Below are 26,941 nucleotides of genomic sequence, written 5' to 3' on the forward strand. Positions count from 1 at the left end.
CGTCGTGCCGCGCCATGAAAAAAAGCCCCGCGATGCGGGGCTTTCCAGGGATGCGGCGCGATCAGCGCTTGCGGGCGGCGATGGCCTTCTCGGCGGCGTTCACCAGGTCGGCGCCGATCTGCGGCTTCCACTTGTCGTACACGCCGCGGGTGGCCTTGACGAAGGCCTCGCGCTCGGCGGCGGACAGCTCGGTCACGGTCACGCCGGAGGCGGCCACGTCCTTCAGCAGCGGCTTGCCGGCTTCCACCAGGCCCTTGCGGGCCAGGGCGATCTGCTCCTTGGCGGCGTCCAGGGCGGCCTGGCGCACGATGGCCTGGTCGGCCGGGGTCCAGGAGTTCCAGACGTCCTTGTTCACCACGAACACCAGCGGGTCGGCCATGTAGCCCCACATCGTCAGGTGCTTCTGGCCCACGGTGGGCAGCTTGGCGGCGATGAAGATGGACAGCGGGTTCTCCTGGCCGTCCACCGCCTTGCTCGCCAGCGCGGGCTGGGCGTCGGCCCAGCTCATTTGCGTGGGGTTGGCGCCCAGGGCGGTGAAGGTGTCGATGAACAGGGGCGAGCCGACCACGCGGATCTTCATGCCCTTCAGGTCCTCGGGCTTGCGGATGTCCATCTTGGAGTTGGAGATCTCGCGGTAGCCGTTCTCGCCCCAGGCCAGGGGCAGCACGCCGGCGCTGTCGATGGCCTTGAAGATCTGCGCGCCCACCTCGCCCTGGGTCAGGGCGTCGACGGCGGCGTAGTCAGGCATCAGGAAGGGCAGCGAGAACAGGTTCAGCGCCTTGACCTGGGGCGACCAGTTGATGGTCGAGCCCACGGCCAGGTCGATCACGCCCTGGCGGATGGCGGTGAACTCGCGGGTCTGGTCGCCCTGGACCAGGGAGGTGCCCGGGTACAGCTTGATGTTGATGCGGCCCTGGGTGCGCTCGCGCACCTTGTCGGCCCAGATCTCGGCGCCCTTGCCCCAGGGGAAGGCGGTGCTGACCACGATGGACAGCTTGTACTCGGGCTTGTAGGTCTGGGCCGGGGCGACGGCGCTGGCCGCGAGGGCCACGGCCGCCAGGGCAGCTTTCAGGAAGGAACGGGTCTTCATGGGTTTCGGTCTCCTTGGGTCAAGAAAGGGTCACGGGACTCAGTAGCCGAGGGCGCGGGGCAGCCACAGGGCCAGCGGCGGCCAGGCGATCACGGCCACCATCACGAGGAACATCGAGAACAGCATCCAGCCGACCCAGGGCACGGTCTGCTCCATGCGCACGCGGGCGATGCGGCAGGAGACCATCAGGTTCACCGCCAGCGGCGGGGTGAACTGGCCCAGGGCCACCTTGAGGGTCAGGATCACGCCGAACCACACCGGGTCCCACTGGTAGTGGTTCACGATCGGCATCAGCAGCGGCACGAAGATCAGGAAGATGGACACGCCGTCGAGGAACATGCCCACGGTGATCAGCATCAGGATCAACAGCGCCATCACGCCCCACTCGCCGAGGCCCGAGTTGACGATGGCCTTGGTGATGGGGTCGATCACGCCCAGCGTCGACAGCGAGTAGGCGAAGATGCCTGCCAGCGAGACCACGATCAGGATCACCGCCGACAGCTCGCCCGACTCGCGCAGGATGGTGAACAGGTCGCGTACCTTGATCGTGCGGTGGATCACCATGCCCACGAACAGGCCGTAGAACACCGCCACCACGGCGGCCTCGGTGGGCGTGAACCAGCCGGCGCGCATGCCGCCGAGGATCAGGACCGGCGCGGCCAGGCCCCAGATCGCCTCGACGAAGCTTTTCAGCAGCGGCGGGCGGGGCAGCGAGGCCTCCAGCGCGCCCATCCTGTGGCGGCGGGCCATCCAGACGGCGGGGATGATCAGCGCCAGGCCGGCCAGCACGCCCGGCACCATGCCGGCGGCGAACAGCGCCGGCACCGAGGCGCCGGGCACCAGCACCGAGTAGACGATGAAGGCCACCGAGGGCGGGATCAGGATGTCGGTGGCGGCGGCGGCGCCGACCACGCTGGCCGAGAACGGCGCCGGGTAGCCGGCGCGGCTCATGGCGGCGATCATCACCCCGCCGACGGCGGCGGCGTTGGCCGGGCCCGAGCCGGAGATGCCGCCCAGGAACATGGCCACGACGATGGCCACCAGGGGCAGCATGCCGGGGCCGCGGCCCACCAGCGCGATGGCGAAGTTCACCAGGCGCAGGGCCACGCCGGAGCGGTCGAAGATGGAGCCGACCAGCACGAACATCGGGATCGCCAGCAGCGGGTACTTGCCCAGGCCGGCGTAGAAGTTCTGCGGCACGGCCAGCAGGCCGAACCACTGCGTGCCGGCGTTGGCCAGGCCGATGGCGGCGGCGCCGGCAATGCCCAGGGCCACGCCGATCGGCACGCCCGCCAGCATCATCGCGATGAACAGGACGAACAGGAGGGTCGCGATCATCGGGCGTCCTCCCCGGCCTCCGCGGCCCGGCGGCCGCGGCGCACGAACAGGCCGATGGCCCGGCCCATGATGGCGAAGGACACCAGCGGCAGCCACACCGAGTACCACCACTGCGGCACGCCGATGCCCGGCGAGGTCTCCTCGAAACGGAAATCGTCCCAGACCACGCGCACGCTGAGGACGCCGATCAGGCCGAACAGCAGCGCCACCATCGCCGCCGAGAAGCGCACCAGCCGGCGCTTGCGCTCGGCGCTGCCGCCCTCGGTGAAGTACTCGATGCGGATGTGCTGGTCGCGCGCGAAGGCGGCCGAGCCGGCCACCAGGGCCAGCAGGATCATCAGGAAGACCGAGATCTCCTCGGTCCAGGCGAAGGAGGCGCTGGTGAAGTAGCGCACCAGCACGTTGGCGAAGGTGATCAGGGCCAGGGCGGCCATGATGATCACGGTCAGCCAGTCTTCGATCGCCAGGGGCACTCGGGCGGGCTCGTCGGGGAATTCGACGACGGGTTCGGCAGCGTCGCCGGGTCTTTCTTCTTCGGGGCGGGACATCGGGGCGTGTGGGGCTGGGGGCCGGCCGGCGCTGGCGCCGGGCAAGCTGATGAGTATACGAACCGGGTCTGGCCCGGACGGCGGCCGCTCGGCCGTGGCCTGCCGCTGCGCCTGGCCGCACCGCCGCCGCCCGTTCCCCGCCCGTTCCCCGCCCGTTCCCCGCCCGCCACGCCCGCCACGCCCGCCACGCCCGCCACGCCCGCCACGCCCGCCACGCCGGTCGATGTCCTGTCCGGGCGCCCTCGCGCCGCGTCAGGTGGCCGCGTAGACCGCGTCGAGCAGGGGCCGGGGGGCGCCGAAGGCCGAGGCGGTACGCTTTTCCTCGGCGCGGGCGGCGTGGCGGCGCCAGGCGTGGCCGTCGCGCAGCCGCTCCCACAGGTAGCGGTGCCAGCGGCGAGCCTGCTGGGCCTGGCGCAGCGCGTCGCTCGGGGCCCAGGGCGCCTCGGGCGCCGGCGCCGGGGACCGGCGCAGCACCACCCGCAGGTTGCCCCGGCTGGCGAAGTTGTCGGCCTCCACCTCGAAGCCCGCGGCGTGCGCCACGGCGCGCAGCGAGTGCGGGCTGAAGTACAGCGTGTGGGCCCGGAAGAACGTGTTGCGCGGCGCGCTGGTCCCGGCCGCGTCCGGCACCTCGATGAACAGCCGCCCCTGCGGGGCCAGCAGCCGGGCGATCGCCCGCAGCGTACCCAGCGGGTCCGTGAGGTGCTCCAGCACGTGGAACATGCTCACCAGCTCGAAGCCCCCGTCGGGCAGGTCCGGCAGGTGCTGCTGCAGGGTGCCGGCGGCCACGTCCAGGCCCAGCGCGTCCCGGGCAAAGCGCGAATAGCCGGCGTGCGGCTCGATGCCGCGCGCCGCCACCCCCCGCCGGCCGAGCAGGTAGACGAACTCGCCGCTGGACGCGCCGATGTCCAGCGCCCGCGCCGGCGGGGTGAAGCCGGGTCGGGCCGCCAGCCAGTCCCAGCGCGCCCGCGCGATCCGGGCCGCCCGCAGCACGTGGCGCAGGTGGGGTACCTCGGCGGCCTTGTAGTCCTGCCGGTACTGGTGCGTGTACCAGGCTTCCAGCGTCTCAGCGGTCGGCATCGGGTGCACATGGCCGAGGCCGCAGCCGCCGCACTCGACCACGGTCAGCGGTTCCCCGGTCTTGCCGTCGCGGTCGCTGAGCACATGACCCCGGTCGGCCCCGCAGGCCGGGCAGGAAGTGCGGACGAGGGTTTCCGTCATGCTTACAATTTGTAAGGAATTGAGGCCGCGCAGGATAGCGCGGCCGTATGACGCCCTGAGGCGTCGCCGGGAATGCCCATGGCCGGTCGGCGACAATCCCCGGGTTTTCCCCTGACCCACCGGACCCGGCATGACCCAGCAGCTCACCATCACCCGCCCCGACGACTGGCACCTGCACCTGCGCGACGGCGACGCCCTTGCCACCACCGTGCCCCACACCGCGGCGCAGTTTGCCCGCGGCATCGTCATGCCCAACCTCAAGCCGCCGGTGACCACCGCGGCCCAGGCCGTGGCCTACCGTGAGCGCATCCAGGCCCAGGTGCCGGCCGGCGTGGCCTTCGAGCCGCTGATGACGCTGTACCTGACCGACAACCTGCCGCCCGATGAGATCCGGCGCGCCAAGGACGCCGGCGTGGTCGCCCTCAAGCTCTACCCGGCCGGCGCCACCACCAACAGCGACGCCGGCGTGACCGACCTGCGCAAGACCTACGCCACGCTGGAAGCGATGCAGCGCGAAGGCGTGCTGCTGCTGGTGCATGGCGAGGTGACCTCGAGCGACATCGACCTGTTCGACCGCGAGGCGGTGTTCATCGAGCAGCAGCTGATTCCCCTGCGCAAGGACTTCCCGGGCCTGAAGATCGTGATGGAGCACATCACCACCCGCGAGGCCGCGCAGTACGTGGCCGAGGCGGGCCCCCTCACCGGCGCCACCATCACCGCGCACCACCTGCTGTACAACCGCAACGCCATCTTCACCGGCGGCATCCGCCCGCACTACTACTGCCTGCCGGTCCTCAAGCGCGAGGTGCACCGCCAGGCCCTGGTGGCCGCGGCCACCTCGGGCGATGCGCGCTTCTTCCTGGGCACCGACAGCGCCCCGCACCCGGCGCACCTGAAGGAGCACGCCTCCGGCTGCGCCGGCTGCTACACCGCGCCGGCGGCGATGGAGATGTACGCCGAGGCCTTCGACGCCGTCGGCAAGCTGGACAAGCTCGAGGGCTTCGCCAGCTTCTTCGGCGCCGACTTCTACGGCCTGCCGCGCAACACCGGCACGCTGACGCTGCGCCGCGAGGCCTGGCAGCTGCCCGAGGCCTATCCCTTCGGCCAGGCCGAGATCAAGCCGCTGCGCGGCGGCGAGTCGCTGCCCTGGAAGGTCGTCGCCTGAGCCCGCACGAGGCGGCTGGCGCGGCCGGTGCAGCCGGCCTCCCCGGGGGGCGGGTGGAGGGCCTGGACGTGGATTGGTCCGCGCCCTGGTACCTGCCGTGGCGCGAGGCGGGGGAGGGCCCGGCCCGCGCCGTCGCCGCCGGCCGGCCCGTGCACGCGGCGCTCGATGCCTGGCCCGGCGCGCCGGTGCGCTTCGTGCCGCAGGACGCCCTGCCCGAGGGCCGGGCCTACGAGGACTTCATCTTCTCCAGCGGCCAGTGCCCCACGCGCGACAACGCGCACGACTTCTTCAACGGCCTGTGCTGGCATGCCTTCCCGCGCACCAAGCGCCGGCTGAACCAGCTGCAGGCCGCCGAGATCGCCGCGCGCGGCGTCGGCGCACAGCGCGGACCGGTGCGCGACGCGATCACCGTCTTCGACGAGAACGGCGCCCTGCTCCAGGCGCCGCCGGTGCTGTGGGAGGCGCTTCTGGCGCGCCAGTGGCGGCGGCTGTTCGTGGAGCTGCGCCCGCTGTGGGCGCAGGCGCGGCTGGTGGTGTTCGGCCACGCGCTGCTGGAGAAGCTGGCCGCGCCGCGCAAGGACATGACGGCCCATGTCTGGCGCGCCGACGCCCCGCTGGCCCGCCTGGCCGACGCCGACGCCTGGCTGGCCGGCGAGCTCTCGGCGCCGGCGCTGGCGGCCAAGCCCTTCACGCCGCTGCCGGTGCTCGGCGTTCCGGGCTGGTGGCCCGGGAATGCCGACGCGGCCTTCTACGACGACGCGCAGGTCTTCCGGCCGCCCCGCGCGCCGGCGGCAAGACCGTAGACTGCGTCCGTGAATCGGCGGCCCCCTCTTGCAAAGCCCGGCCGGGCCCTTATCTTCGCGCCGGGTGATCCTTCGCCCCCCTGACTTCCACTCTCCGGAGCCTGAATGAAACGCATCTTCCTGTTCGTCGCCACCAACCTCGCTGTCGTGGTGGTGCTGGGCATCGTCGCCAGCCTGCTGGGCGTCAACAAGTACCTCACGGCCAACGGCCTGAACCTCGGTGCGCTGCTGGGGTACGCGCTGGTCATGGGCTTCGGCGGCGCGATCATCTCGCTGCTGATGTCCAAGACCATCGCCAAGTGGTCCTCGGGCGTGCACCTGATCACCGGCCAGGAAGGCCCTGACGAGCGCTGGATCGTCGAGACCGTGCGCGGCTTCGCCGACAAGGCCGGCATCGGCATGCCCGAGGTCGGCATCTTCGAGGGCGAGCCCAACGCCTTCGCCACCGGCGCCTTCAAGAACAGCGCCCTGGTGGCCGTGTCCACCGGCCTGCTGCAAGGCATGACCCGCGAGGAGGTCGAGGCGGTGATCGGCCACGAGGTGGCCCACATCGCCAACGGCGACATGGTCACCATGACCCTGATCCAGGGCGTGATGAACACCTTCGTCGTGTTCCTCTCGCGCGTGATCGGCTACGCGGTGGACAGCTTCCTGCGCCGCGGCGACGACCGCTCCAGCGGCCCGGGCGTGGGCTACATGGTCACCACCATCGTGCTGGACATCGTGCTGGGCTTCCTGGCCGCCATCATCGTGGCCTGGTTCTCGCGCCAGCGCGAGTTCCGCGCCGACGCCGGCGCCGCCCAGCTGATGGGCCGCAAGCAGCCCATGATCAACGCCCTGGCCCGCCTGGGCGGCATGGTCCCCGGCCAGCTGCCGCAGGGCCTGCAGGCCTTCGGCATCACCTCGGGCGTGGGCAAGCTGTTCTCCACCCACCCGCCGATCGAGGAACGCATCGCGGCGCTGCAAGGCGCCTGAGCGGGCCGCCGGCCCGTCCCGCGAACCAGGCCGCCTCCGGGCGGCCTGTTCGTTTGGGGCCCCCCGCGCCGGCCGGGGCACTATGCTCGAGCGGTTCAACCCGACCCGCGCGATGGAGCATTCGACCCCCCTTCCTTTCCTCAGCGAGACCCTGCTGTTCCTCGTGCTCGCAGGGCTGCTGATTCCCTTGCTCCAGCGCTTTCGCATCAACCAGGTGCTGGGGTTCCTCACCGCGGGGCTGCTGCTGGGGCCGCACGCGCTGGGCGCGCTGGTGCCGCAGGCGCCCTGGCTGAAGCACCTGACCTTCACCGAGGTCGGCGGGGTCCAGGCCCTGGGCGAGCTGGGGGTGGTGTTCCTGATGTTCCTGATCGGCCTGGAGCTCTCGCCCGAGCGGCTGTGGGCGATGCGCCGCTGGGTCCTCCTGGGCGGGGGCGTGCAGGTGGGCGCCACCGCCGTGGTCCTGGGCCTGCTGGCATGGGCCTTCGGCAACACCGTGCCGGCCGCCATCGTGCTGGGCCTGGTGCTGTCGCTGTCGTCCACCGCGGTGGTGATGCAGCTGCTGTCGGAGCGGCGCGCGCTGGCCACGCCGGTGGGCCAGGCCGGCTTCGCCATCCTCATGCTCCAGGACTTCGCCGTCGTGCCGGTCCTGATCCTCGTCGACCTCCTGGGCCAGCCGACCTCCTCCGGCTTCGCCCTCGTGCTGGGGACGGCCGCCCTGAAGTCGGGCATCGCCATCCTGCTGATCTTCCTGCTCGGGCGGCGGGTGCTGGTGCCGGTGTTCCGCTACTTCGCCGACCGCCGCCAGCCCGAGGTCTTCATGGCCTTGACCCTGCTCGTGGCCCTGGGCACGGCGGGCGCGACCGGGGCCGCCGGCCTGTCGCCGGCGCTGGGTGCTTTCCTCGCCGGCCTGCTGCTGGCGGAGACCGAGTACCGGCACGAGGTCGAGGTGACGATCGAGCCGTTCAAGGGCCTGCTCATGGGCTTGTTCTTCATGTCGGTGGGCATGGGCATCGACCTGGCCGAGGTGGGGCGGCACCCGGGGTGGATCCTGGCGTCGGTGCTCGGCCTGATGGCGATCAAGGCGGTGGTGGCGGCCGGGGTCCTGCGGGCCGGCGGGCTGTCGTCCGGCCGCGCGGTCGAGGGCGGCCTGCTCCTGAGCCAGGGCGGCGAGTTCGCCTTCGTGGTGATCGGCGCGGCGCTGGGCACAGGCCTGCTGGAGCGGCCGGTCGGCCAGTTCATGCTGCTGGTGGTGGGCTTCAGCCTGATGCTCACGCCGGCCGCCAGCCGCCTGGGCCGGTGGTGGGGGCGGCGGCTGGATGCCCGGGCGCCGGCACCGCAGGACGCCGGGGCCGGGGAGGCCGACCTGCCGGAGACGCTGGCGGGCCATGTGGTGATCGCCGGGTTCGGCCGCGTCGGGCAGCTGCTGGCGGACGTGCTGGAATCGCAGGGCGTGGCCTATGTGGCCGTGGAGCAGGACGCGCGCGCCGCCGCCCGCCTGCACCGGGAGGGGCGGCCGGTGTACTACGGCAACGCGTCGCGGCCGGAGATGCTGGTCAAGTTGCACACCCGCGACGCGGCGGCCCTGCTGGTCACCATGGACCAGCCCGCCGCCGCGATGCATGCGTTGCGTTGCGCCCGCGCTGCCTGCCCGGACCTGCCGATCTACGTGCGCTCGCGCGACGAGCGCCACGCCCGCGAGCTGCGCGAGGCCGGCGCCACCGGCGTGGTGCCGGAGACGCTGGAGGCGGGGCTGCAGCTGTCGGCGATGGCGCTGCAGGCCGCCCGGGTGCCGTCGGCCCGGGTCGCGGAGGCGCTGGTGCGGGAGCGGGAGGCGCGGACCTAGCGCGGGCCTGGGGCGGACCTAGCGCGGGATGGCGAGCGCCACCGCCTCGCCGACCTTGATGCCGTCGACACCGGCCGAGAGGATGCCGCCGGCATAGCCCGCGCCTTCGCCGGCGGGGTACAGGCCCTTGACGTTCAGGCTCTGGAAGTCCTCGCCGCGCGTGATACGCAGGGGCGAGGAGGTGCGTGTCTCCACCCCGGTCAGCACCGCGTCATGCCGGTCGAAGCCCTTGATCTTGCGGCCGAAGGCCGGGAAGGCCTCGCGCATCGCCTCGATGGCATAGGGCGGCAGCGAGGGATGCAGGTCACCCAGCTTCACGCCCGGCTTGTACGAGGGGACCACCTCGCCCAGCGCGGTGGAGGGGCGGCCGGCGATGAAGTCGCCCACCAGCTGGCCCGGCGCCTCGTAGTTGCCGCCGCCCAGAACGAAGGCGCGCGACTCCAGCTCGCGCTGCAGGCGCATGCCCGCCAGCGGGTCGGTGCCGGGGTAGTCGGCCGGGGTGATGCCCACCACGATGCCGGCGTTGGCGTTGCGCTCGTTTCGCGAGTACTGGCTCATGCCGTTGGTGACCACGCGCTCGGGCTCCGAGGTCGCCGCCACCACCGTGCCGCCCGGGCACATGCAGAAGCTGTAGACGGCGCGCCCGTTGGCCGCGTGGTGCACCAGCTTGTAGTCGGCGGCGCCGAGCAGCGGGTGGCCGGCATGCTTGCCCCAGCGGGCGCGGTCGATCATGCCTTGCGGGTGCTCGACCCGGAAGCCGATGGAGAAGGGCTTGGCCTCCAGGTACACGCCGCGCTCATGCAGCTTCTCGAAGGTGTCGCGCGAGCTGTGGCCCAGGGCCAGCACCACGTGGTCGGCGCGCAGCTCGTGCGACTGGCCGGTGGCCTGGTCCAGCACGGTCAGGCCGCGCAGCTGGCGGCCGGCGGGGCCGTCCTCGATGTGGAAGTCGGTGACCTTCTGCTGGAAGCGCACCTCGCCGCCGAGGGCGATGATCTGCGCGCGCATGTTCTCCACCACCTTCACCAGCTTGAAGGTGCCGATGTGGGGGTGGGCGACGTAGAGGATCTCCTCGGGCGCGCCGGCCTTCACGAACTCGCCCATGACCTTGCGCCCCAGGTGGCGCGGGTCCTTGATCTGGCTGTAAAGCTTGCCGTCCGAGAAGGTGCCCGCGCCGCCCTCGCCGAACTGCACGTTCGACTCCGGCTGCAGCACGTGCTTGCGCCACAGGCCCCAGGTGTCCTGCGTGCGCTGGCGCACGGTCTTGCCGCGTTCGAGCACGATGGGCCTGAGGCCCATCTGGGCCAGCACCAGCGCCGCGAAGATGCCGCAGGGGCCGAAGCCGATCACCACCGGGCGGGGCTCGGGCGCGCGGTCGGCCAGTACCGGCGGGCGCCAGGTCATGTCGGGCGTGGCGGCGACATGCGGGTCCTTCTCGTGGCGGGCGAGCAGGGCGGCCTCGCGGGACGGGTCGGCCAGGGTGATGTCGACGATGTAGACGGCCAGCAGGTCGGCCTTGCGCGCGTCGAAGCTGCGCTTGAAGACATCGACGCGTTCGATGTCGGCGGGCTGCAGGGACAGCACCGCGCAGGCGGCCTCGCGCAGGGCGGCGTCGGGGGATTCGGCGGCGGCCAGGGGCAGCCGGAGCTCGGACAGGCGGATCATGGTCTTGCGGGCCCGTGTCGATCGGGCCAAAGCCGTTGCAGGAAGGCCGGGATTATCGCCGGCGCGGCTCAGAAGCGCTCGTGAGGCTGCAGCGCGCGCCACTGGCCTGCCGGCAGGCCTGCCAGCGGCAGCCGCCCCAGGCGCAGGCGCCGCAGCTGCGTGACCTGCAGGCCGACCTGCTCGCACAGCCAGGGCACGGCCTGCGGCGGCAGCGCCTTGAAGGCGAGCCGCAGCCGCCGCTCGCTTTGCCAGCTGGCCTTCACCGGGGGCAGGGGGCGGCCTTCCATCGGCAGGCCCCGCGCGAGCCGCGCGAGGCCGCCCTCGGCCAGGGTGCCGGTGACGTCGGCGACCAGCTCCTGCTCGATGAACGCCGCATCCTCGGTGAGCCGGCGCAGGATGCGCCGGTCCTGGCTGTAGACCGCGAGGCCGCCCGCGCCGCCGGGCAGCGGCATCAGCGGCTGGAGCTGGCGCAGCTGGCCGCGGGTGACGCGCTGGCCGCCGGCCTCGTGCGGCCAGCGGTTGTCCAGCGTGGGCAGCAGCGGCGGCTCGCCGGCGGGCTGGTGCAGCAGCACCGTCAGCGGCGCCAGGGCCAGCAGGCTCGCGCCCGGGTCGAGGGTGACCGCCTGGTGCGGCTCGACGCGGGCCTGGGGCTCGTCCACCACCGCGCCGTCGACGCGCACCCAGCCGCCGTCGATGTAGCGCTCGGCGTCGCTGCGCGAGCACGGCACCAGGGCGGCGACGCGCTTGGACAGGCGGACCGCGTCGGGCGGGTTCGGGGAGGTGGGGACGGACATGTCGGCGGCGCGCGGCGCGTGGCGTGGTCGGGCGGCGATAATAGCCCCGTGGAGCCCGCCAGACCGCCGCTGGTGCAAGGCCCGAAAGGGTGCACTGGAGGAACGTCCGGACTGCGCAGGGCAGCGTAGCAGGTAACACCTGCCCACCGTGAGGTGAGGATCAGAGCAACAGAGACGAGTCCTCACGGGGTCTTCGGATCCCGCGAGGGGTGAAACGGGCAATCTCTACGCGCAGCAATACCAAGTAGGCCAGCGTCGACCTGTGTCCCGGGGAGCTGGCGGGTAGGTAGCATCGAGCCGTTGCGGCGACGCACGGCCCAGAGGAATGGCGGTCACGTCACGGGCAACCGTGATGCACAGAATCCGGCTTACCGGCGGACTCCACACTTTCTTCCAGGCGCTGGACGCGCTCCCCCGTGCCGGGGTGCGTCGAGAGCCATCCCGCGAGCCGGGCGCGGGGCTTGTCGTCGAGGCGAGCCAGCAGGCGCGCCAGGGGCTGCGGCGGCACGCCGGCGCGGCGCATCAGCGCCCGGCCGTAGCAGTCCGCCTCGCGCTCATGTTCGCGCCGGTACGACAGGTGGGCCAGCGTGGACGCGGCGGTCGTGAGCGCGCCGGCCACGTCCCCCATCACCAGCGTGCTGCCCGCCGCCATCACGACCTGCTGCACCAGCAGCTGCGTGCCGTGGCGGTGCATGCCGTGGCCGATCTCGTGCGCCATCACGCCGGCAATGGCCTCGTCACCGAGGCCGAGCCGGTCCGCCTCCTGCACCAGTCCGTCGGTGACGATGACCGTGCCTCCCGGCAGCGCGAAGGCATTGGCGCCCAGGCCGCGGCGCCAGTGCAGGACCCAGTGCGGCCGGTACCCGCTCCCTGGTGTGCCGGCGTGCGCGAGCAGGGCCTCGAAGCGCGCCTGCAGCGCCGCCTGCCGGTCCGCGGGCAGGCGTGACGGCAGCAGCCACGCGCCATCGAGATGCGCGAGGGCCTGCCGCGACAGCGCCTGCTCCCAGGCGGCAGGCACCTCGTGCGCCACCCGCGCCGCCACCCAGGGCAGGCCCCAGCGGTACAAGGCCAGCAGCAGCGCCGCTGCCGCGGCCGCGGTGGCCAGGAGCAGCGGCCAGCGGGCCTGCAGCCGCTGCGCGATCGAGGGAGCCGCGCCGGCGGCGGCCACCGCGGCCTCCCAGGCCGAGGCGTCGGGCAGGTGCAGGCAGCCCTGGCCGCGCAGTTCCAGCACCAGGGCCCGGGGCCGCGCGCTCACGCAGGGCCAGGGCTCGGGCCAGTCGACCGCCTTCCCCTCGAACTGCGCCAGCAGGGGGCAGCGCCCCTGCGTCGCGTGCAGGCGCAGCTGCGGGCCGCGCGCGCCCCGGGCCAGGGCCACGAGGACCGGCCGGCCGCGGCTGCTGCGGCCGTCGAACCAGCGGCCGGCGAGCAGCGCGGGGACTTCAACCGACAAGTTCCAGCCCCATCAGCTCGGCCACCGCATCGCCCAGCGCCTCCTGCTGGCGCTCGAGGTCCCCGGTGATGTGGTCCAGGCCGCCCTTGACGTGGAGCGTCACCGACTCGACGCGCATGCGGTATTGGCGCACCGCGGCCCACGGCGACCACAGGCCCAGCGTCACCGCGCAGAGCATGGCGTTGCGCACGCACAGGCGCACGTAGGGGCCGGCCTCCAGGTCGCAGCGCACGCGCGCGACGGAGCTGATGGCCAGGTGGTCCCAGGTCAGGCGGAAGATGCGCGCGCGGCGCAGGCCTGCGGCGGCGGCCCAGCTCGCCCAGGCCACCGGCAGGCTGGCCATGGCGGCGATGACGCCCAGGGTGCCGGGCGCGGCCCGGCCCGTGAGCGCCAGGCCGGCGAGGCCGGCGCCGACGAAGATCACCAGGAAGGCCGCGAACTGCAGGACGGCGAACAGGGCCGCCGCCTGCAGCCAGGCGCGCAGGAAATCGGTATAGCGCGGCGCGCCCGGCCGCCAGTGGCAGGGGAGGTGGCCGACCTGGGTACGCTGCACGAGGAGCCGGGTGCCGTTGCAGTCGAGGCGGGCGGCCAGGAGCAGGAGCAGCGCGAGGCCGCCGGCGAAGGTCGCCACCAGGGGCGCGGCCCGCATCGCCCCGGCCTGGGACGACTCGACGAAGTGCTGCGCCAGCAGCGGCGTGAACAGCAGCAGCGCCGCCAGCGGCAGCAGCGGCCACAGGGCGAAGTAGGTCTCGGCCCAGGTCGCGGTGAAGCGCAGGCGGATGCCGCGCCAGCGCGTGTGGGCCAGGCGGAACCGCCAGCGGCTGCCCCAGGCCCAGGGCGTGAGCAGGGCGATACCGGCCAGCAGCGCCTGCACGGCGCCCGCCTGGCCGCTGTGGCTGGCGATGCTGTAGGCCAGGTACAGCCCGGCCACGACGAGGAAGCCCTTGAGCATGCTGCGCCAGGGGCCGGTGAATTCCAGCGGGCTGCCGGCGACCTCGGTGAGGCCCAGGAAGTAGCGCAGCCGGCGGCGGCGCGCGAAGGGCGTGTACAGGCCGAAGGTCAGGACCGTGAGGATCAGGTTGGTCGACCAGATCCTGCGGTACTCGTGTTCGCTGCCTTCGAAGCGGACGGCGAACGACTCGATCGGCTCGTCGGCCGGGGTGTCCAGGGGTGGGTTGTGCATGCGGCCTCCGCGTCCCGGGATGGGACGAAAAGGCGCGAGGCTATTGCTTTGGTATTAATGCGCCAAGCCCAGCGTCAGCAGGCGATCAGCGTGGGCCTGCAGCGAGCGGCGCGCCACGGGCCAGAGGGCGGGCGCGACGTCGTCGTAGGCCAGGGGCAGCCAGTCGTCCAGGCTGCCGCCGGGTCGCGCGCGCATCGCGGCCAGCACCTTGGCCTCGCGCTGCAGGCGGTGGGCCTTGAGCCGGGCGATCGCCTCGGGCGCGCCCCCCAGCACGTGACCATGGGCCGGCAGGATGAAGCGGATGCCGTGCGTGCCGCACAACCCCGCGAGGCGGTCGAGCGAGTCGAGGTAGTGCGTCATGTCGCCATCGGGCGGGGCGACGACGGTGGTGCTGCCATTGAGGATGTGGTCGCCCGAGAACAGCAGGCCGTCCTCCTCGAGCACCAGGCAGACATGGTTGGCCGCGTGGCCCGGCGTGTGGACGGCGGACAGGGTGTGCGTGTGCCCGTCGCCGGCGAGCACGAGGCGCTCGCCGTCGGCCAGGACGCGGTCGGGCGCGAAGGCGCTGTAGGCGCGGGCGGTGGGCCGCGAGGGCAGGCCGAGCACCGGGGGCCGGCCCGCGCAGCGCGCCTGCAGCGGCCGGGCGGCGGGTGAGTGGTCGGGGTGCGAGTGGGTGCAGACGATGGCGCGCACGTCGCCGCCGGTGGCCTGCACGATGCGCTCCACGTGGGCCGCGTCGTCCGGTCCGGGGTCGATCACGATCCAGCCGCAGCCCGGCTCGCCCACGAGGTAGGTGTTGGTGCCGGGCCCGGTCATCACGCCGGGGTTGGCGGCGGTCAGCCGCTGCACGTGCCGCAGCAGGGGCACGGGCTGCGCGTGCTGCCAGTCCAGCGGGTGCAGGGGCTGGCCGTCGGGGCAGACGAGTTCGAGCTCGCCGAAGGCCGGCTCGTGCTCCATCAGGCGCACGCGGCGGCCGCCGCGCAGGCCGCTGCGCGGGCAGCTGGTCCACAGGGGCAGCTCGCCGGAGCAGGCGTCGAGCACGTCCTGCACGCTGCGCCAGCCTTGCAGGCGCTCCAGTGTGCGTACCGTGGGGAAGATCATGGCGAAACCGCCCTGCGCATGGCGGGCCAGGGCGTCGGCGGGGCGTACCCACACCGGCTCGAACTGCTCGCCCTCGTCGGCCACCGGCTCCTGGCCCGCGGGCATGCGGGCCACCAGGAAGGGGACATCGAACCGCTTGGGTTCGTCGCGGTCGGCGATCCAGCGCGCGAGCTTGAAGACCTCGTCGGCGGCCAGGGTCAGGCCGCGCGCGGCGCACTGGGCGAAGAAGTCGCCCTGCCGGTCGAGGGCGGCGATGTCGGCATCGGTGGCCATGCGGCCGGAGGCATCGCGCGCGAGCAGCACGCCCAGCTCCTCGAAGCTCTCGCGGATGGCGGCGATGCACTCGGTGAGCAGGTCGTCGGGCTGGGTGGGGCGGCGCGCGGCCAGCGCGTGGGCGCGGGCGTCGGCCGCATCGATGCCGCCGCCGGGAAAGACATAGGCGCCGGGCGCGAAGCTGGCCTGGTCGGAGCGGCGGGTCATGAGGACCTCGAGTCCGCGGGCGGTGTCGCGCAGGAGGAGGACCGTCGCAGCGAAGCGCGTGGCTACGGGTTCTCGCGGGGGGTGCAGCAGGTGCGTCGCTCGTACCATGCGCGCCATTACAACATGGAGACACGCAGTGAAATTCGCAGTGGCAAGCACGCGGCGGGCCCTCGCCGCCTTCGGCCTGGCCCTCGTCGCCGGCGCCGCCTTCGCGCAGGCCGGGGGCGCGGCGGGTGACTGGCCCCGCCGCCAGCCGATCAAGCTGGTGGCGGTGTTCCCCCCGGGCGGCTCGGTGGACCAGGTGGCGCGCGTGCTGGCGCCGGTGCTGCAGCAGCAGCTCGGGCAGAACGTGATCGTCGAGAACCGCGGCGGCGCCTCGGGCGCCATCGGCACCGCCGCCGTGGCGCAGGCCCCGGCCGACGGCTACACCCTGGCCGTGGTGTTCGACACCCACGCGGTGAACCCCAGCCTGATCCCCAACCTGCCCTTCGACACCCGCAAGGACCTGGTGCCCGTGGCCCTGGTGGGCACCTCGGCGATGGTGCTGGCGACACACACCAGCACCGAGTACAAGACCTTCACCGACGTGGTGGCCGCGGCCCGCGCGAAGAAGCCCCTGAACTACGGCACCATCGGCAACGGCAGCCTGGGCCACCTGGCGATGTCGCTGCTCGGGAAGAACGGCGGCATGGAGTTCACCCACGTGCCGTACCGCGGCGGCGGCCCGCTGATGCAGGACGCGGTGGCCGGCCATGTGCCGCTGGCGATCGGCTCGGTGTTCCTGGTCAAGCCGCACATCGACGCCGGCCGCGTGCGCCCGCTGGCGGTCACCACCCCGCGCCGCGCGCCCGACCTGCCCAACGTGCCCACCATCGCCGAGAGCGGCTTCGCCGGCTTCGAGGCGCCGGCCTGGTGGGCGGTGCTGGCCCCGGCGAAGACGCCGCCCGAGATCGTGCGCCGCCTCAACGAGGAATTGAACAAGGCCCTGAAGAACCCCGAGGTCGCGAAGAAGCTCGACGCCCAGGGCATCGACGTGGTCGGCGGCACGGTCGAATCCGCGCAGCGCTTCATCGACCAGCAGGTCGAGACCTGGGCGCGGGTGGTGCGCGAGAACGGCATCAAGGCGGACTGAGCGCCCTGGCGCCCGCCGGCCCGGCCCGCTCCGGCCGGGCGCCGGCCGTTCAGGCCTCGGGCGTCACGCCCAGGGCCACGAGGAAGCGCGCCACCATGTTGTAGGTGGCGATGGCGGCGGTCAGCTCGACCAGCTCGGTGGTGGAGAAGCGCTGCTTCATCTGCGCGAACAGCGCGTCGTCCACCTTGACCTGCTGGGTCATCTGGGCGGCGTAGCGCACGATCAGCGCGCCGTCGGCGTCCAGGCCGGGCGGCACGGCCCCCGCGGTGTCCTGGCAGAACCGGCCGAGCGCGTCGAGCTCGCCCTGGGTGCCGCCGGCGGCCAGGAAGTCCGGCGCATGGTGGTGGTACTCGTAGTGCGCGCCCGTGAGCAGGGCCACCGCGCAGATGCCCAGTTCGCGCAGCTTGCGGCTGGTGGGCAGGCCGGTGCGCACGTTCTTCAGGTAGGTGTTCCAGCCGCGGGCCACCGGCTCGCTCCAGAGGAGGGCCAGGTCGAGGTTGATGAACTGGCCGCCGCGGCGCTCCAGGATGGCGTCGACCAGGTCCTGGGGCTGGGGGTGGGCTTCGGGGGTCCAGGCGGGAATGCGCATGGGGCGGTGTCTCCTTGGGTGTCTGGTTTCTCGGGGGGCGGTCCGGCGCGAGCATAGCCTGCCGGATAATCCCGGCCATGCGAATCCGCTTCACCAAGATGCAGGGCGCCGGCAACGATTTCGTCGTGCTCGACGAGACCCGCGGCCCGCTGGGCCTGACCCCCGCGCAGTACCGGTGGCTGGCCGATCGACACTTCGGCATCGGCGCCGACCAGATCCTCTGCGTGCGCCCCTCGCCCGCCCCGGGCGTGGACTTCGCCTACGCGATCCACAACGCCGACGGCGGCGAGGTCGAGCACTGCGGCAACGGCGCGCGCTGCTTCGTGCGCTTCGTGCGCGAGCGCGGGCTGACCGACAAGTCGGTGGTCAAGGTACAGACCGTCAACAAGCTGATCGAGCTGCGCATGCTCGAAGACGGCCGCGTCACCGTGGACATGGGCGCGCCGGTCTTCGACCTGCCCGCCATCCCGTTCGACCCCGCCGGCCTGCAGCCGCAGCCCGCGGGGAACTGGCAGCAGTGGCCGGTCGCCGTCGACGGCGCGGCCTGGCCGGTGGCGGTGCTGTCCATGGGCAACCCGCACGCGGTGCTGCTGGTGGACGACGCCGAGGCCGCGCCGGTGACCACGCTGGGCCCGCGCATCGAGACGCACCCGGCGTTCCCGCGCAAGGTCAACGTCGGCTTCCTGCAGGTGCAGGACCGCGGCACGGTGCGCCTGCGCGTGTGGGAGCGCGGCTCCGGCGAGACGCTGGCCTGCGGCACCGGCGCCTGCGCCGCGGTGGTCGCGGGCATCCGCCTGGGCCGCCTGGACCGGCGCGTCGACGTGCACACGCACGGCGGCCTGCTGACGATCGAATGGGGCGGTGAAGGCCACCCGGTGCTCATGACCGGCCCGGCCACCACCGTCTTCGAGGGCGAGGTGGAGATTCCTGAATGAACAACGACCAGATGAACCCGATCACCGAGGACGACATCGCCAACTACCTGGCGAACACGCCCGACTTTTTCCTGCGCCACGCCGAGCTGCTGGCGAGCGTGCAATTGAACAGTCCCCACGGCAACCGCGCGGTGAGCCTGCAGGAGCGCCAGGCCGAGATGCTTCGCGAGAAGATCAAGGTGCTGGAGATGCGCGTCATGGAGATGATGCGCAACGGCAATGACAACATGGTCATCGCCGACCGCCTGCACCGCTGGGCCCGCCAGCTGCTGCTGGTGCGCGATGGCAAGGCCCTGCCCGCCGCCATGGCCGCCGAGATCCGCAGCCAGTTCATGGTGCCGCAGGTGGCGCTGAAGGTGTGGGGCGTGACCGGTCCCTACCTGGACGAGCCCTTCGCCCTGGGCGTGAGCGAGGATGCGCGAAGCTTCGCCTCCTCGCTGACCCAGCCCTATTGCGGCGTGAATTCCGGCTTCGAAGCCGTGGGCTGGCTGGAGGACCCGGCCACCGCGATGTCGGTGGCCATGATCCCGCTGCGCGAGGGGCCGATCACCGGGACCACGCCGGCCTTCGGCATGCTGGTGCTGGCCTCGCCCGACCCGCAGCGCTTCTCCAGCGGCATGGGCACCGACTTCCTCGAGCGCATGGCCGAACTGGCCAGCGCCGCCCTCTCGCGCCTGCGCACGGCGTAACGGGCACCGCCATGCAGGCCGAGGACGCGGCACGGGTCGAGCAGTACCTCGAACACGTGCGCGTCGAAAGGCGCCTGGCGCAGCGCACCGTCGAACTCTATGCGCTGGACCTGCACAAGCTGCAGGCCTTCGCCCGTGACGCCGGCGTGGACCTGCTGCGGGTCCAGGTGGCCCACATCCGGCGCTGGGTGGCCCAGATGCACGGCGCCGGCCGCAGCGGCCGCGGCATCGCCCTGATCCTTTCCGGCTGGCGCGGTTTCTATGCCTGGCTCGGCAAGCGCGGCGAGGTGCCGACCAACCCGGTGACCGGCGTGCGCGCGCCCAGGTCGCCGCGCCCGCTGCCCAAGGCGCTGAGCGTCGACGACGCGGTGCAGCTCGCCGCCTACGACGACGACGGCGCCGATGCCTGGACCGAGGCGCGCGACGCCGCCATCGTCGAACTCATGTACGGCTGCGGCCTGCGCGTGGGCGAGCTGGTGGGGCTGGACGCCGCCGCCAGCGCGCAGGCGCTGGGCTGGGTGGACCGCGAGGCCGGCGAGGCCCAGGTGCTGGGCAAGGGCTCGAAGAAGCGGCTGGTGCCGGTGGGCGCCAAGGCGCTGGAGGCGCTGGACGCCTGGCTGGCGGTGCGCGCCGGGCGCTGCCCGCCGGGCGAGGCGGCGCTGTTCCTCGGCGCGCGGGGCGGGCGCATCACGCCGCACGCGGTCTGGAAGATGCTGCGCGAACGCAGCCTGCGCGCCGGCCTGGCCACGCCGGTGCACCCGCACATGCTGCGCCACTCCTTCGCCAGCCACGTGCTGCAGTCCAGCGGCGACCTGCGCGCGGTCCAGGAGCTGCTGGGGCACGCAAGCATCTCCACCACGCAGGTCTACACCCGGCTCGACTTCCAGCACCTGGCCCAGGCCTACGACGCGGCGCACCCGCGGGCGCGGCGCAAGGGGTAGTTCACCAAGGCGCCGCGGCCTCGGCGACGCAGTCCGCGAAGCCGGCCAGGCGCAGGCGGTCCGCCGGCGGCAGGAAGTCGAGGGCCTGCGCCAGGGCCCGCGCCTGCCGCGCGCATGTCCCGGCCGGCCCCAGCGCCTCCCCGAAGTCGGCCAGCCGCCGCACCTGCCCGGGGGTGGCGCCCGCGGCGATGGCGCCGATTTCCAGCGCAAGGCGGCCGCCCGGGGCGGCTGGCCGTTGCGTGCCGGGGGGGCCGGCCATGCCGTTGGCCCAGTGCGCCCAGGCGAGGGCGTCGACCAGCCGGGCGGCGGTGGCGTCATCCAGCCCCGGCACGGGGTGGGCGAGCAGCTCGAAGCCGGCGTTGAGCCACGTGGCGGCGGCGTCCGCCACGTGCGCGTCGATGGGCCGACCCCCCGCGGTGCCACGACCCCAGGGGGCCTCGCCGTCCAGCGCGAGTGACGCGGCGTGGAGGATCGCAGGCAGCGCCACGGCTACCGGGGCCTCGCGCGGATCGCGGCCGAAGGCCTGCATCAACAGGCACACCAGCAGCGGGCGGAGCAGGGCGCCCCCGAGGGCGGGGGCGCTGCGGCATGGCGCCGCCCAGGCCGCCTGGAGCGCCTCGTGGGCTGCCGCGGGCAGGCAGCTGCCGGCCGCGCGATCGATGAAGCCGGGGTTGGACAGCGTATCGAGCAGGTCGAGCACGGCGTCGCGGCACCACGCCGACCACTGCCGGCGGAAGCCGTCGAAGGCGAGGGCGGCGCCGGCCGGGGCCTGCCCGGGGCGGGGGCGGGCGGCGGTCAAGCTGCGGCCTGCGGGGAGGGGGCGGCTTCGGTGCCGGCTTCGAAGTGCGCCGCGAAGCGCTCCAGGGCCAGCGCGCCGGCGGGTGCGAGCCGTGCCGCGCGCCGGACGGCCTGGTCGCCGCGTGCTCGGGCTTCGGCCCGCAGGGCGGCGCGGTCGGCCGGGCCCGGGTGGCGCAGCCCCGGTTCGCATGAGGCGAAGCGGCCGGCCCCGAGCCGCCGCGTGTCGCCGCGCGCCAGGGCACCCAGGCGCAGCGCCGTGCCCAGGGCGTGGCCTGCGTGCGTCCACCCCGCGCGCCCGGCGCGGTCGACGCCCGCGCACAGCGCGGCGGCGTGGCAGGCCAGCCCGAAGCCCCGGGTCCCCGCGCACAGGCCCAGGTGCCGCGCCAGGGCGGCGGCCGACGTGTCGGCCGGCGGGTGGCCCTGCGCCCACAGGTCCAGCGTGCGGCCGAGGCCCTGCACGAAGAGGCTGCGCGAGAACGCCGCCACCAGCGCGCGCCGCGCCTCCCCCGCAAGGCTCGGGCAGGCGCGCGCGGCGAGGACCGGCGTGAGCTGGCCCAGGTGGCGGGCGAGGGCTGCTGGGTCGGGGTGATCGGCGTGGCCGGGCGTCGCCGCGCGCGGGGCGCCGGCGGCGGGGGCTGGCGCATCGCTGGCGGCATCCAGCAGGAGTGCGGCCAGGTGGTGCAGCTCCACGAGGGCCAGCACGTCGGCATGGCGGGTGGGGTCGGCGCCGAGCGCCTCCATCAGCTGGGCCGCCAGCGCCGGGCGCAGGCGGGCGTCATGCCGCGCGGCCCACTGCGCGAGGGGGACCAGGAGGCCGCGCGCCAGCGTTTCCCGGTGCAGGCCGGGGTGGCGCAGGTCGGTGAGCGAGGCCAGCCAGGCGCCGCCAGGTACCGGCGGCAGGTGCTGCGCCAGCGAGCGTTCGGCCAGCCGGCGCGCGGCGTCCAGGGTCAGGCCCATGCTGCGCGGGCGGCACCGCCGGCGGGTGCGTCATCGATCCATGCGGTCAGGTCGTTCAAGGTCTCCTCCCCGCGCACCTGGCGCATGGGCCGGAGAGGGAGGTTACGGCCCGGGCAGCCTGTCCCGGCCGCCGGACGTCCTAGCCGACGGCGGCGCCCGTCGGCTCTCAGCGTCCCGGGTCGCGCACGCGTTCGAAGCGGTCGAACTCCACGTTCACCAGCTGTCCGCCCACCTTCTCGACCCGGCGGATGTAGACGGTCTGCACCACGTCGCGGGTCGCGGCGTCGATCTCCACCGGGCCGCGCGGGCTCTCGAGGACCAGGCCCCGCAGCGCCGCGACCAGCCGTTCGCCCGAGGTGTCGCCACGGGTCTTCGCCATCGCCGCGGCGAGCGCGCTCATGCCGTCATAGGCGGTGACGGCGAAGTAATTCGGCCGCAGGCCGGCGCCGGCCTCGGCCTCGAAGTTGCGGACGAACTGCCGGTTGCGCGCGGCCGGGTGGGCGTAGGAGTAGTGGTGGCTGGTCACCAGGCCCAGGGCGATGTCGCCGGTGGCCTGCAGGAAGGAATCGTCGGTGGCCTCGCCGGTGGCGAACAGGCGGATGCCCGCGGCGTCCATGCCGCGTTCCTTCCAGGCCTTGAGGAAGGCGGGCGGCATCACGCCCGAAGGGAGGAAGAAGAACACCGCCTGCGGCTTCGCGTCGCGAATGCGCTGGAGGAACGGCGCGAAGTCCAGCGTGGACATCGGGGTGCGCAGGCCCCCTGTGACCTGGCCGCCGGCCGCCTCGAAGGCCTTGCGGAAGGCGGCCTCGGCATCGTGGCCCGGCGCGTAGTCGGCGACCACGGTCCACGCGCGGCGCAGGCCCTGGCGCGCCATCCAGGTGCCCATCGGCGCCGAGACCTGGCCCACGGTGAACGACAGGCGCGCGAGGTAGGGCGAGGCCGCCGGGATGCCCGACGAGGCGGCGTTGAGCACCAGGCCCGCCACCTTCGCCTGCGTGAGCACCGGCGCGACGGCGTAGGCGTTGGGGCTGAAGTCCAGGCCGGCGATCAGGTCCACCTTCTCCCGCACCACCAGCTCCTGCGCGGCGCGGCGCGCCACCTCGGGGGCGGCGCCGGGGGTGTCGCGGCGCACGATCTCCACCGGGCGGCCGGCCAGGCGGCCGCCGTTCTCGCGCAGCCAGGTGGCGATGCCGGCGTCGAACTGGCGGCCGTAGTCGGCGTAGGGGCCGGAGTAGCTGGCCATCAGGCCGATGCGCACCGGCGCAGGCTCCTGGGCCGGCGCCGCCAGGGGCGCCAGCGTGGCGGCGAGCAGGGCGCGGCGTGACAGGTGCGTGGGCATGGTCATGTGGTTCTCCCCCGTGGATCGAGGCCGCGATTGTGGCGTCCAGCGGCGACAATCGGGGCATGAAAGTCATTCGCCTGAAAGAGGGCAAGGAGCGCTCGCTGCAGCGCCGCCATCCGTGGATCTTCGATTCGGCCATCGCCAAGGGCGGCGGCGACGCCGGCGAGACGGTCCGCGTCGAGTCCCACGACGGCCAGTTCCTGGCCTGGGCCGCGTTCAGCCCGGCCTCGAAGATCCGCGCGCGGGCCTGGAGCTTCCGCGCCGAGCAGCGCATCGACGCCGCCTTCTTCGCCGACACGATCCGCCGCGCCGTCGCGGCGCGTGCGCGTTTCCCGATCGCCAGCGACAGCCTGCGCCTGGTGCACGGCGAGTCCGACGGCCTGCCCGGGCTGATCGTGGACCGCTACGGCGACACCCTGGTGGCGCAGTTCCTGTCCGCCGGTGCCGAGCGCTGGAAGGCGGTGATCGCCGACGCCCTGCTGGCCGAGACCGGCCTGGCCCGCCTGTACGAGCGCTCCGACGCCAGTGCCCGCCAGCTCGAGGGCCTGCAGCCCGCCACCGGCTGGCTGCGCGGCGAGGGCGGGACCGCGCTGACCATCACCGAGCACGACTGGCGACTGACGCTCGACGTGGCCACCGGCCACAAGACCGGCTTCTACCTGGACCAGCGTGACAGCCGCCACAAGTTCAGCCAGTACACCCGCCGCCTGGGCTTCCAGCGCGTGCTCAATTGCTACTGCTACACCGGCGGCTTCAGCGTGGCGGCCCTGGCCGGCGGCGCGGGCCACGTGACCTCGATCGACTCCTCCGGCCCGGCGCTGGAGCGCGCCCGCGCCCACGTGGCCCTCAACGGCTTCGACCCGGCCCGTGCCGAGTTCATGGACGCCGACGTCAACGCCTCGCTGCGCCGGTTCATCCAGGAGGGGCGCACCTTCGACGCCATCATCCTGGACCCGCCCAAGCTGGCGCCCACCGCGGCCCACGCCGAACGCGCGGCGCGCGCCTACAAGGACATCAACCGGCTGGCCTTCAAGCTGCTGGAGCCGGGCGGCGTGCTGTTCACGTATTCCTGCTCGGGCGGCATCAGCGCCGACCTGTTCCACAAGATCGTGGCCTCGGCCGCGATCGACGCCGGCGTGGACGGCTACATCACCGAGCGCCTGGGCGGCGCGCCAGACCATCCCATGACCCTGGTCTTCCCCGAGGGCGAGTACCTCAAGGGGCTGGTGGTCCAGGCCAAATCCTGAGCCCGCGGCCGTCACCCGACCCCGGCATTGCCCGCTACACTCCCGCACCTTCGAAAAGCGAACCCGACCATGAGCCTGATCCCCGCCACCATCCTCACCGGCTTCCTCGGCTCCGGCAAGACCACCCTCCTCAAGCGCGTGCTCACCGAGGCGCACGGCCAGAAGATCGCCGTGATCGAGAACGAGTTCGGCGCCGAGAACATCGACAGCGACATCCTGGTGTCCGACACCGAGGAGCAGATCGTGCAAATGAGCAACGGCTGCATCTGCTGCACCATCCGCGAGGACCTGCGCAAGACGCTGCAGCTGCTGGCTGCCAAGAAGCGCAAGGGCCTGCTGGACTTCGACCGCGTGGTGATCGAAACCACCGGCCTGGCCGATCCCGGCCCGGTGGCCCAGACCTTCTTCATGGACGACGAGATCGCCGAGTCCTTCCTGCTGGACTCGGTGCTCACGCTGGTCGACGCCAAGCACGCCGCGCAGCAGCTCAATGACCGCCAGGAGGCGCGCCGCCAGGTGGGCTTCGCCGACCAGATCTTCATCAGCAAGACCGACCTGGTCGCCGCCGACGAGGTGGAGGCGCTGATGCACCGCCTCAAGCACATGAACCCGCGCGCGCCGCAGCAGAAGGTGCATTTCGGCGAGGTGCCGCTGTCGCAGGTGTTCGACCTGCGCGGCTTCAACCTGAATTCCAAGCTGGAGATCGACCCGGACTTCCTGAAGGAGGACGACCACGATCACCACGACCATGACCACGAGCACGGCGAGCACTGCGACCACCCCTCGCACGCCCACGGCGGCCATGGCCACCACCATCACCACGACGACGACGTCAAGAGCTTCGTCTTCAAGTCCGACCGCCCCTTCGACCCGGCCAAGCTGGAAGACTTCCTGGGGGCCATCGTCAACATCTACGGCCCGCGCATGCTGCGCTACAAGGGCGTCCTGAACATGAAAGGAACCGAGCGAAAAGTGATCTTCCAGGGTGTGCACCAGCTGATGGGGAGCGACCTCGGGCCGAAATGGGCCGAGGGCGAGACCCGAACCAGCAAGATGGTGTTCATCGGGATCGACCTGCCCCGGGACATCCTCCTGCAGGGCCTGGAGCAGTGCCTGGACTGACCGGCTGGCTTGAAATAAGGACGCTGCCTAAATTGAGGTAGGCTTGCGCGGTTTCACCGATGGCGGAGGGTTCGATGCTTGTCTCGCTACTGCAAATGATGGGGTTTCCCGCCGGGCAGGAGCGTGGACGGGCCGGTGAGCCCGGCAATCAGGGTATAACTCCGCTTGATCGGACTTTGAAGCCGACGCAAAAGAAACGGCTGGAGGGCGGCACAGGGCAGCCTTCCGGGGCCGAAGCCGCGAGGAGGCAGGAAGTGAAGCCGCAACCCAAGGCCGCCGCAAAGGCGCAGAAACCGGCCCCCAAGGCCAAGACCGTGAAGCCGGCGGCCAAGTCGCCGGCCACGAAGACGAAGGCCACCCAGCCGGCTGCGAAGCCGGCGGCCAGGTCGTCTTCCACGACATCTGCCGCCAAGCCCGCAGCCAAGGCCGCCGCCGCTGCCAAGCCTGTCGCCAAGGCCGTCGCAAAGCCCGTTGCCAAGCCGGCTGCAAAGGCCGCCGCCAAGCCTGTGGCGAAGGCCGCCGCCAAGCCGGTCGCCAAGGCCGCCGGCAAGCCCGCCGCCAAGTCTCCAGCCAAGTCCCCCGCCAAGGCGCCGGCCAAGGCGCCGGCCAAGCCGGCCGCCAAGGCCAGCGCCAAGCCTGCGGCCAAGCCCGCCGCCAAGGCACCCGCCAGGAAAGCCGCCGCGAAGCCCGCGCCGAAGGCGGCCCCTCCTGCCAAGCCCGCCGCCAAGGCGGCCACCGCCGCTGCCCCGGCCCAGCCCGTGGCAGCCAAGGTCCCGGCCAAGAAGACAACCACCGCCAAGAAAGCCACCGCCCCCAGCGCCCCCGTGGCGTCCGCCGCCCCGGCGCAAGCTCCCGTTGCTGTCCCGGCAGTCGCCGTGGCCAGACCCCCTGCCACCCCCGTAGCCGCCCCTGCCATGCCGCCGCGTGCCACCCGGCCCTCGGCCCGCCTGGCCCAGATCACGGTACCGTCGATGGCCCAGGCCGTCGCCTCCACCGCGCCCAAGGCGAGCTACATCCAGACCCCCAGTTCTCCCGTGCTGACACCTCCTCCCTTCGTCGCGGTCAAGAAAGACCCCAAGCTCGCCAACAACTGGAAGACCAAGACGGCCGACCAGCTGCTGGACGCCGAAGTCCTGGCCATGCCGGACTCGGAATACATGAACGACAAGCAATTGGCGTTCTTCCGCCTGAAGCTCGCACAGCTCAAGCAGGACATCCTCAACAGCGCCGGCGAGACCACCGAGCACCTGCGCGAGGACACCGTCATCGTCCCCGATCCGGCCGACCGCGCCACGATCGAGGAAGAGCACGCCCTCGAGCTGCGCACGCGAGACCGCGAGCGCAAGCTGCTCAAGAAGATCGAGCAGTCCATCGCCCGCATCGACGCCGGCGACTACGGCTACTGCGACGAGACCGGCGAGCCGATCGGCGTGGGCCGGCTGCTCGCGCGGCCCACCGCCACGCTTTCGCTCGAGGCGCAGCAGCGCCGCGAGCTGAAGCAGAAGATGTTCGGCGACTGAGGACGGCCCCGGCCGCACC

23 protein-coding genes, 1 other RNA gene and 1 pseudogene are annotated in these 26,941 nt (G+C 72.8%); 12 read left to right on the top strand and 13 right to left on the bottom strand.

Annotated features, from left to right (window positions below; all coding sequences use genetic code 11):
* Positions 1-61: 61 nt before the first annotated feature.
* From ACFQZY_RS03760 to ACFQZY_RS03775, 4 genes are all read right to left on the bottom strand, one after another.
* Complete coding sequence (locus ACFQZY_RS03760; protein WP_377412790.1) at positions 62-1,090, bottom strand: DctP family TRAP transporter solute-binding subunit; 1,029 nt, start codon at positions 1,088-1,090, stop codon at positions 62-64.
* 39 nt (positions 1,091-1,129) lie between these two features.
* Positions 1,130-2,428, bottom strand: coding sequence for a TRAP transporter large permease (locus tag ACFQZY_RS03765; protein WP_377412792.1), 1,299 nt, complete (start codon positions 2,426-2,428; stop codon positions 1,130-1,132).
* On the bottom strand, positions 2,425-2,976 hold the full coding sequence (locus ACFQZY_RS03770; RefSeq protein ID WP_377412795.1) for a TRAP transporter small permease: 552 nt from the start codon (positions 2,974-2,976) through the stop codon (positions 2,425-2,427). Before ACFQZY_RS03770 ends, ACFQZY_RS03765 begins: the two co-directional genes overlap by 4 nt.
* A gap of 252 nt (positions 2,977-3,228) precedes the next feature.
* On the bottom strand, positions 3,229-4,194 hold the full coding sequence (locus tag ACFQZY_RS03775; RefSeq protein WP_377412797.1) for a class I SAM-dependent methyltransferase: 966 nt from the start codon (positions 4,192-4,194) through the stop codon (positions 3,229-3,231).
* Between the two features lie 130 nt (positions 4,195-4,324).
* On the opposite strand from ACFQZY_RS03775, the gene pyrC reads away from it, so the two are divergent.
* The 4 genes from pyrC to ACFQZY_RS03795 all read left to right on the top strand — a co-directional run bounded on the left by pyrC (position 4,325) and on the right by ACFQZY_RS03795 (position 8,980).
* Positions 4,325-5,359, top strand: a complete 1,035-nt coding sequence (gene pyrC, locus ACFQZY_RS03780) for a dihydroorotase (RefSeq protein WP_377412799.1) — start codon at positions 4,325-4,327, stop codon at positions 5,357-5,359.
* 62 nt (positions 5,360-5,421) lie between these two features.
* Positions 5,422-6,162 (top strand): DUF3025 domain-containing protein, encoded by a 741-nt coding sequence (locus tag ACFQZY_RS03785; protein WP_377413872.1) that lies wholly within the window; start codon positions 5,422-5,424, stop codon positions 6,160-6,162.
* A gap of 105 nt (positions 6,163-6,267) precedes the next feature.
* The gene (gene htpX, locus ACFQZY_RS03790) at positions 6,268-7,137 is read left to right on the top strand and encodes a protease HtpX (protein WP_377412801.1); all 870 of its coding nucleotides are present in this window, start codon (positions 6,268-6,270) and stop codon (positions 7,135-7,137) included.
* Positions 7,138-7,249: 112 nt separating this feature from the next.
* Positions 7,250-8,980 (top strand): cation:proton antiporter, encoded by a 1,731-nt coding sequence (locus tag ACFQZY_RS03795; protein ID WP_377412803.1) that lies wholly within the window; start codon positions 7,250-7,252, stop codon positions 8,978-8,980.
* A gap of 18 nt (positions 8,981-8,998) precedes the next feature.
* Here the strand turns inward: ACFQZY_RS03795 and ACFQZY_RS03800 are convergent, their stop codons facing one another.
* Together ACFQZY_RS03800 and ACFQZY_RS03805 are read right to left on the bottom strand one after the other, a co-directional pair.
* A complete protein-coding gene (locus ACFQZY_RS03800; RefSeq protein ID WP_377412805.1) occupies positions 8,999-10,642 on the bottom strand; it encodes an NAD(P)/FAD-dependent oxidoreductase in 1,644 nt (547 codons plus the stop codon).
* A gap of 68 nt (positions 10,643-10,710) precedes the next feature.
* A complete protein-coding gene (locus tag ACFQZY_RS03805; RefSeq protein WP_377412807.1) occupies positions 10,711-11,436 on the bottom strand; it encodes an RNA pseudouridine synthase in 726 nt (241 codons plus the stop codon).
* Positions 11,437-11,486: 50 nt separating this feature from the next.
* Between ACFQZY_RS03805 and rnpB the strand changes: the two genes are divergently transcribed.
* Positions 11,487-11,823: RNase P RNA component class A (gene rnpB / locus ACFQZY_RS03810), an RNA gene on the top strand.
* 61 nt (positions 11,824-11,884) lie between these two features.
* On the opposite strand, the pseudogene ACFQZY_RS03815 reads toward rnpB, so the two are convergent.
* The 3 genes and pseudogenes from ACFQZY_RS03815 to ACFQZY_RS03825 form a co-directional block, all read right to left on the bottom strand.
* Positions 11,885-12,811, bottom strand: a pseudogene (locus ACFQZY_RS03815) (M48 family metallopeptidase); the annotation flags it as partial.
* A 64-nt stretch (positions 12,812-12,875) separates the two neighbouring features.
* On the bottom strand, positions 12,876-14,069 hold the full coding sequence (locus ACFQZY_RS03820) for a YjgN family protein (RefSeq protein WP_377412809.1): 1,194 nt from the start codon (positions 14,067-14,069) through the stop codon (positions 12,876-12,878).
* Positions 14,070-14,123: 54 nt separating this feature from the next.
* The gene (locus ACFQZY_RS03825) at positions 14,124-15,758 is read right to left on the bottom strand and encodes an MBL fold metallo-hydrolase (RefSeq protein WP_377412811.1); all 1,635 of its coding nucleotides are present in this window, start codon (positions 15,756-15,758) and stop codon (positions 14,124-14,126) included.
* 28 nt (positions 15,759-15,786) lie between these two features.
* Here ACFQZY_RS03825 and ACFQZY_RS03830 point away from each other — a divergent pair, with 28 nt between their 5' ends.
* Positions 15,787-16,782 carry a tripartite tricarboxylate transporter substrate binding protein gene (locus ACFQZY_RS03830; RefSeq protein ID WP_377412813.1) on the top strand — a complete coding sequence of 332 codons (996 nt, stop codon included), beginning with the start codon at positions 15,787-15,789 and terminating at the stop codon, positions 16,780-16,782.
* Between the two features lie 49 nt (positions 16,783-16,831).
* On the opposite strand, the gene ACFQZY_RS03835 is transcribed toward ACFQZY_RS03830, so the two are convergent.
* Entirely contained in the window at positions 16,832-17,371 is a 540-nt protein-coding gene (locus tag ACFQZY_RS03835; protein WP_377412815.1) for a carboxymuconolactone decarboxylase family protein, read from the bottom strand.
* Between the two features lie 77 nt (positions 17,372-17,448).
* On the opposite strand from ACFQZY_RS03835, the gene dapF reads away from it, so the two are divergent.
* Genes dapF through ACFQZY_RS03850 form a run of 3 tightly spaced genes read left to right on the top strand, consistent with a single transcriptional unit; the run spans position 17,449 to position 19,936 of the window.
* Complete coding sequence (dapF, locus tag ACFQZY_RS03840) at positions 17,449-18,306, top strand: diaminopimelate epimerase (protein WP_377412817.1); 858 nt, start codon at positions 17,449-17,451, stop codon at positions 18,304-18,306.
* Positions 18,303-18,995, top strand: coding sequence for a DUF484 family protein (locus ACFQZY_RS03845; protein WP_377412819.1), 693 nt, complete (start codon positions 18,303-18,305; stop codon positions 18,993-18,995). Before dapF ends, ACFQZY_RS03845 begins: the two co-directional genes overlap by 4 nt.
* An 11-nt stretch (positions 18,996-19,006) precedes the next feature.
* Entirely contained in the window at positions 19,007-19,936 is a 930-nt protein-coding gene (locus ACFQZY_RS03850) for a tyrosine recombinase XerC (RefSeq protein WP_377412821.1), read from the top strand.
* 1 nt (position 19,937) lies between these two features.
* On the opposite strand, the gene ACFQZY_RS03855 is transcribed toward ACFQZY_RS03850, so the two are convergent.
* The 3 genes from ACFQZY_RS03855 to ACFQZY_RS03865 all read right to left on the bottom strand — a co-directional run bounded on the left by ACFQZY_RS03855 (position 19,938) and on the right by ACFQZY_RS03865 (position 23,036).
* On the bottom strand, positions 19,938-20,735 hold the full coding sequence (locus tag ACFQZY_RS03855; RefSeq protein WP_377412823.1) for a hypothetical protein: 798 nt from the start codon (positions 20,733-20,735) through the stop codon (positions 19,938-19,940).
* Entirely contained in the window at positions 20,732-21,691 is a 960-nt protein-coding gene (locus tag ACFQZY_RS03860; protein ID WP_377412825.1) for a hypothetical protein, read from the bottom strand. Before ACFQZY_RS03860 ends, ACFQZY_RS03855 begins: the two co-directional genes overlap by 4 nt.
* 166 nt (positions 21,692-21,857) lie before the next feature.
* Positions 21,858-23,036, bottom strand: a complete 1,179-nt coding sequence (locus ACFQZY_RS03865; protein ID WP_377412827.1) for an ABC transporter substrate-binding protein — start codon at positions 23,034-23,036, stop codon at positions 21,858-21,860.
* A gap of 59 nt (positions 23,037-23,095) precedes the next feature.
* Here ACFQZY_RS03865 and ACFQZY_RS03870 point away from each other — a divergent pair, with 59 nt between their 5' ends.
* The 3 genes from ACFQZY_RS03870 to dksA all read left to right on the top strand — a co-directional run bounded on the left by ACFQZY_RS03870 (position 23,096) and on the right by dksA (position 26,922).
* Positions 23,096-24,280, top strand: coding sequence for a class I SAM-dependent rRNA methyltransferase (locus ACFQZY_RS03870; protein ID WP_377412830.1), 1,185 nt, complete (start codon positions 23,096-23,098; stop codon positions 24,278-24,280).
* A 69-nt stretch (positions 24,281-24,349) separates the two neighbouring features.
* Positions 24,350-25,402 (top strand): CobW family GTP-binding protein, encoded by a 1,053-nt coding sequence (locus ACFQZY_RS03875; RefSeq protein ID WP_377412833.1) that lies wholly within the window; start codon positions 24,350-24,352, stop codon positions 25,400-25,402.
* Between the two features lie 758 nt (positions 25,403-26,160).
* Positions 26,161-26,922 carry an RNA polymerase-binding protein DksA gene (gene dksA, locus ACFQZY_RS03880; protein WP_377413875.1) on the top strand — a complete coding sequence of 254 codons (762 nt, stop codon included), beginning with the start codon at positions 26,161-26,163 and terminating at the stop codon, positions 26,920-26,922.
* Positions 26,923-26,941: the final 19 nt, after the last annotated feature.

The sequence above is a fragment of the Ramlibacter sp. GCM10027632 genome (assembly GCF_042675325.1).
Taxonomy (GTDB): Bacteria; Pseudomonadota; Gammaproteobacteria; order Burkholderiales; family Burkholderiaceae_C; genus Ramlibacter.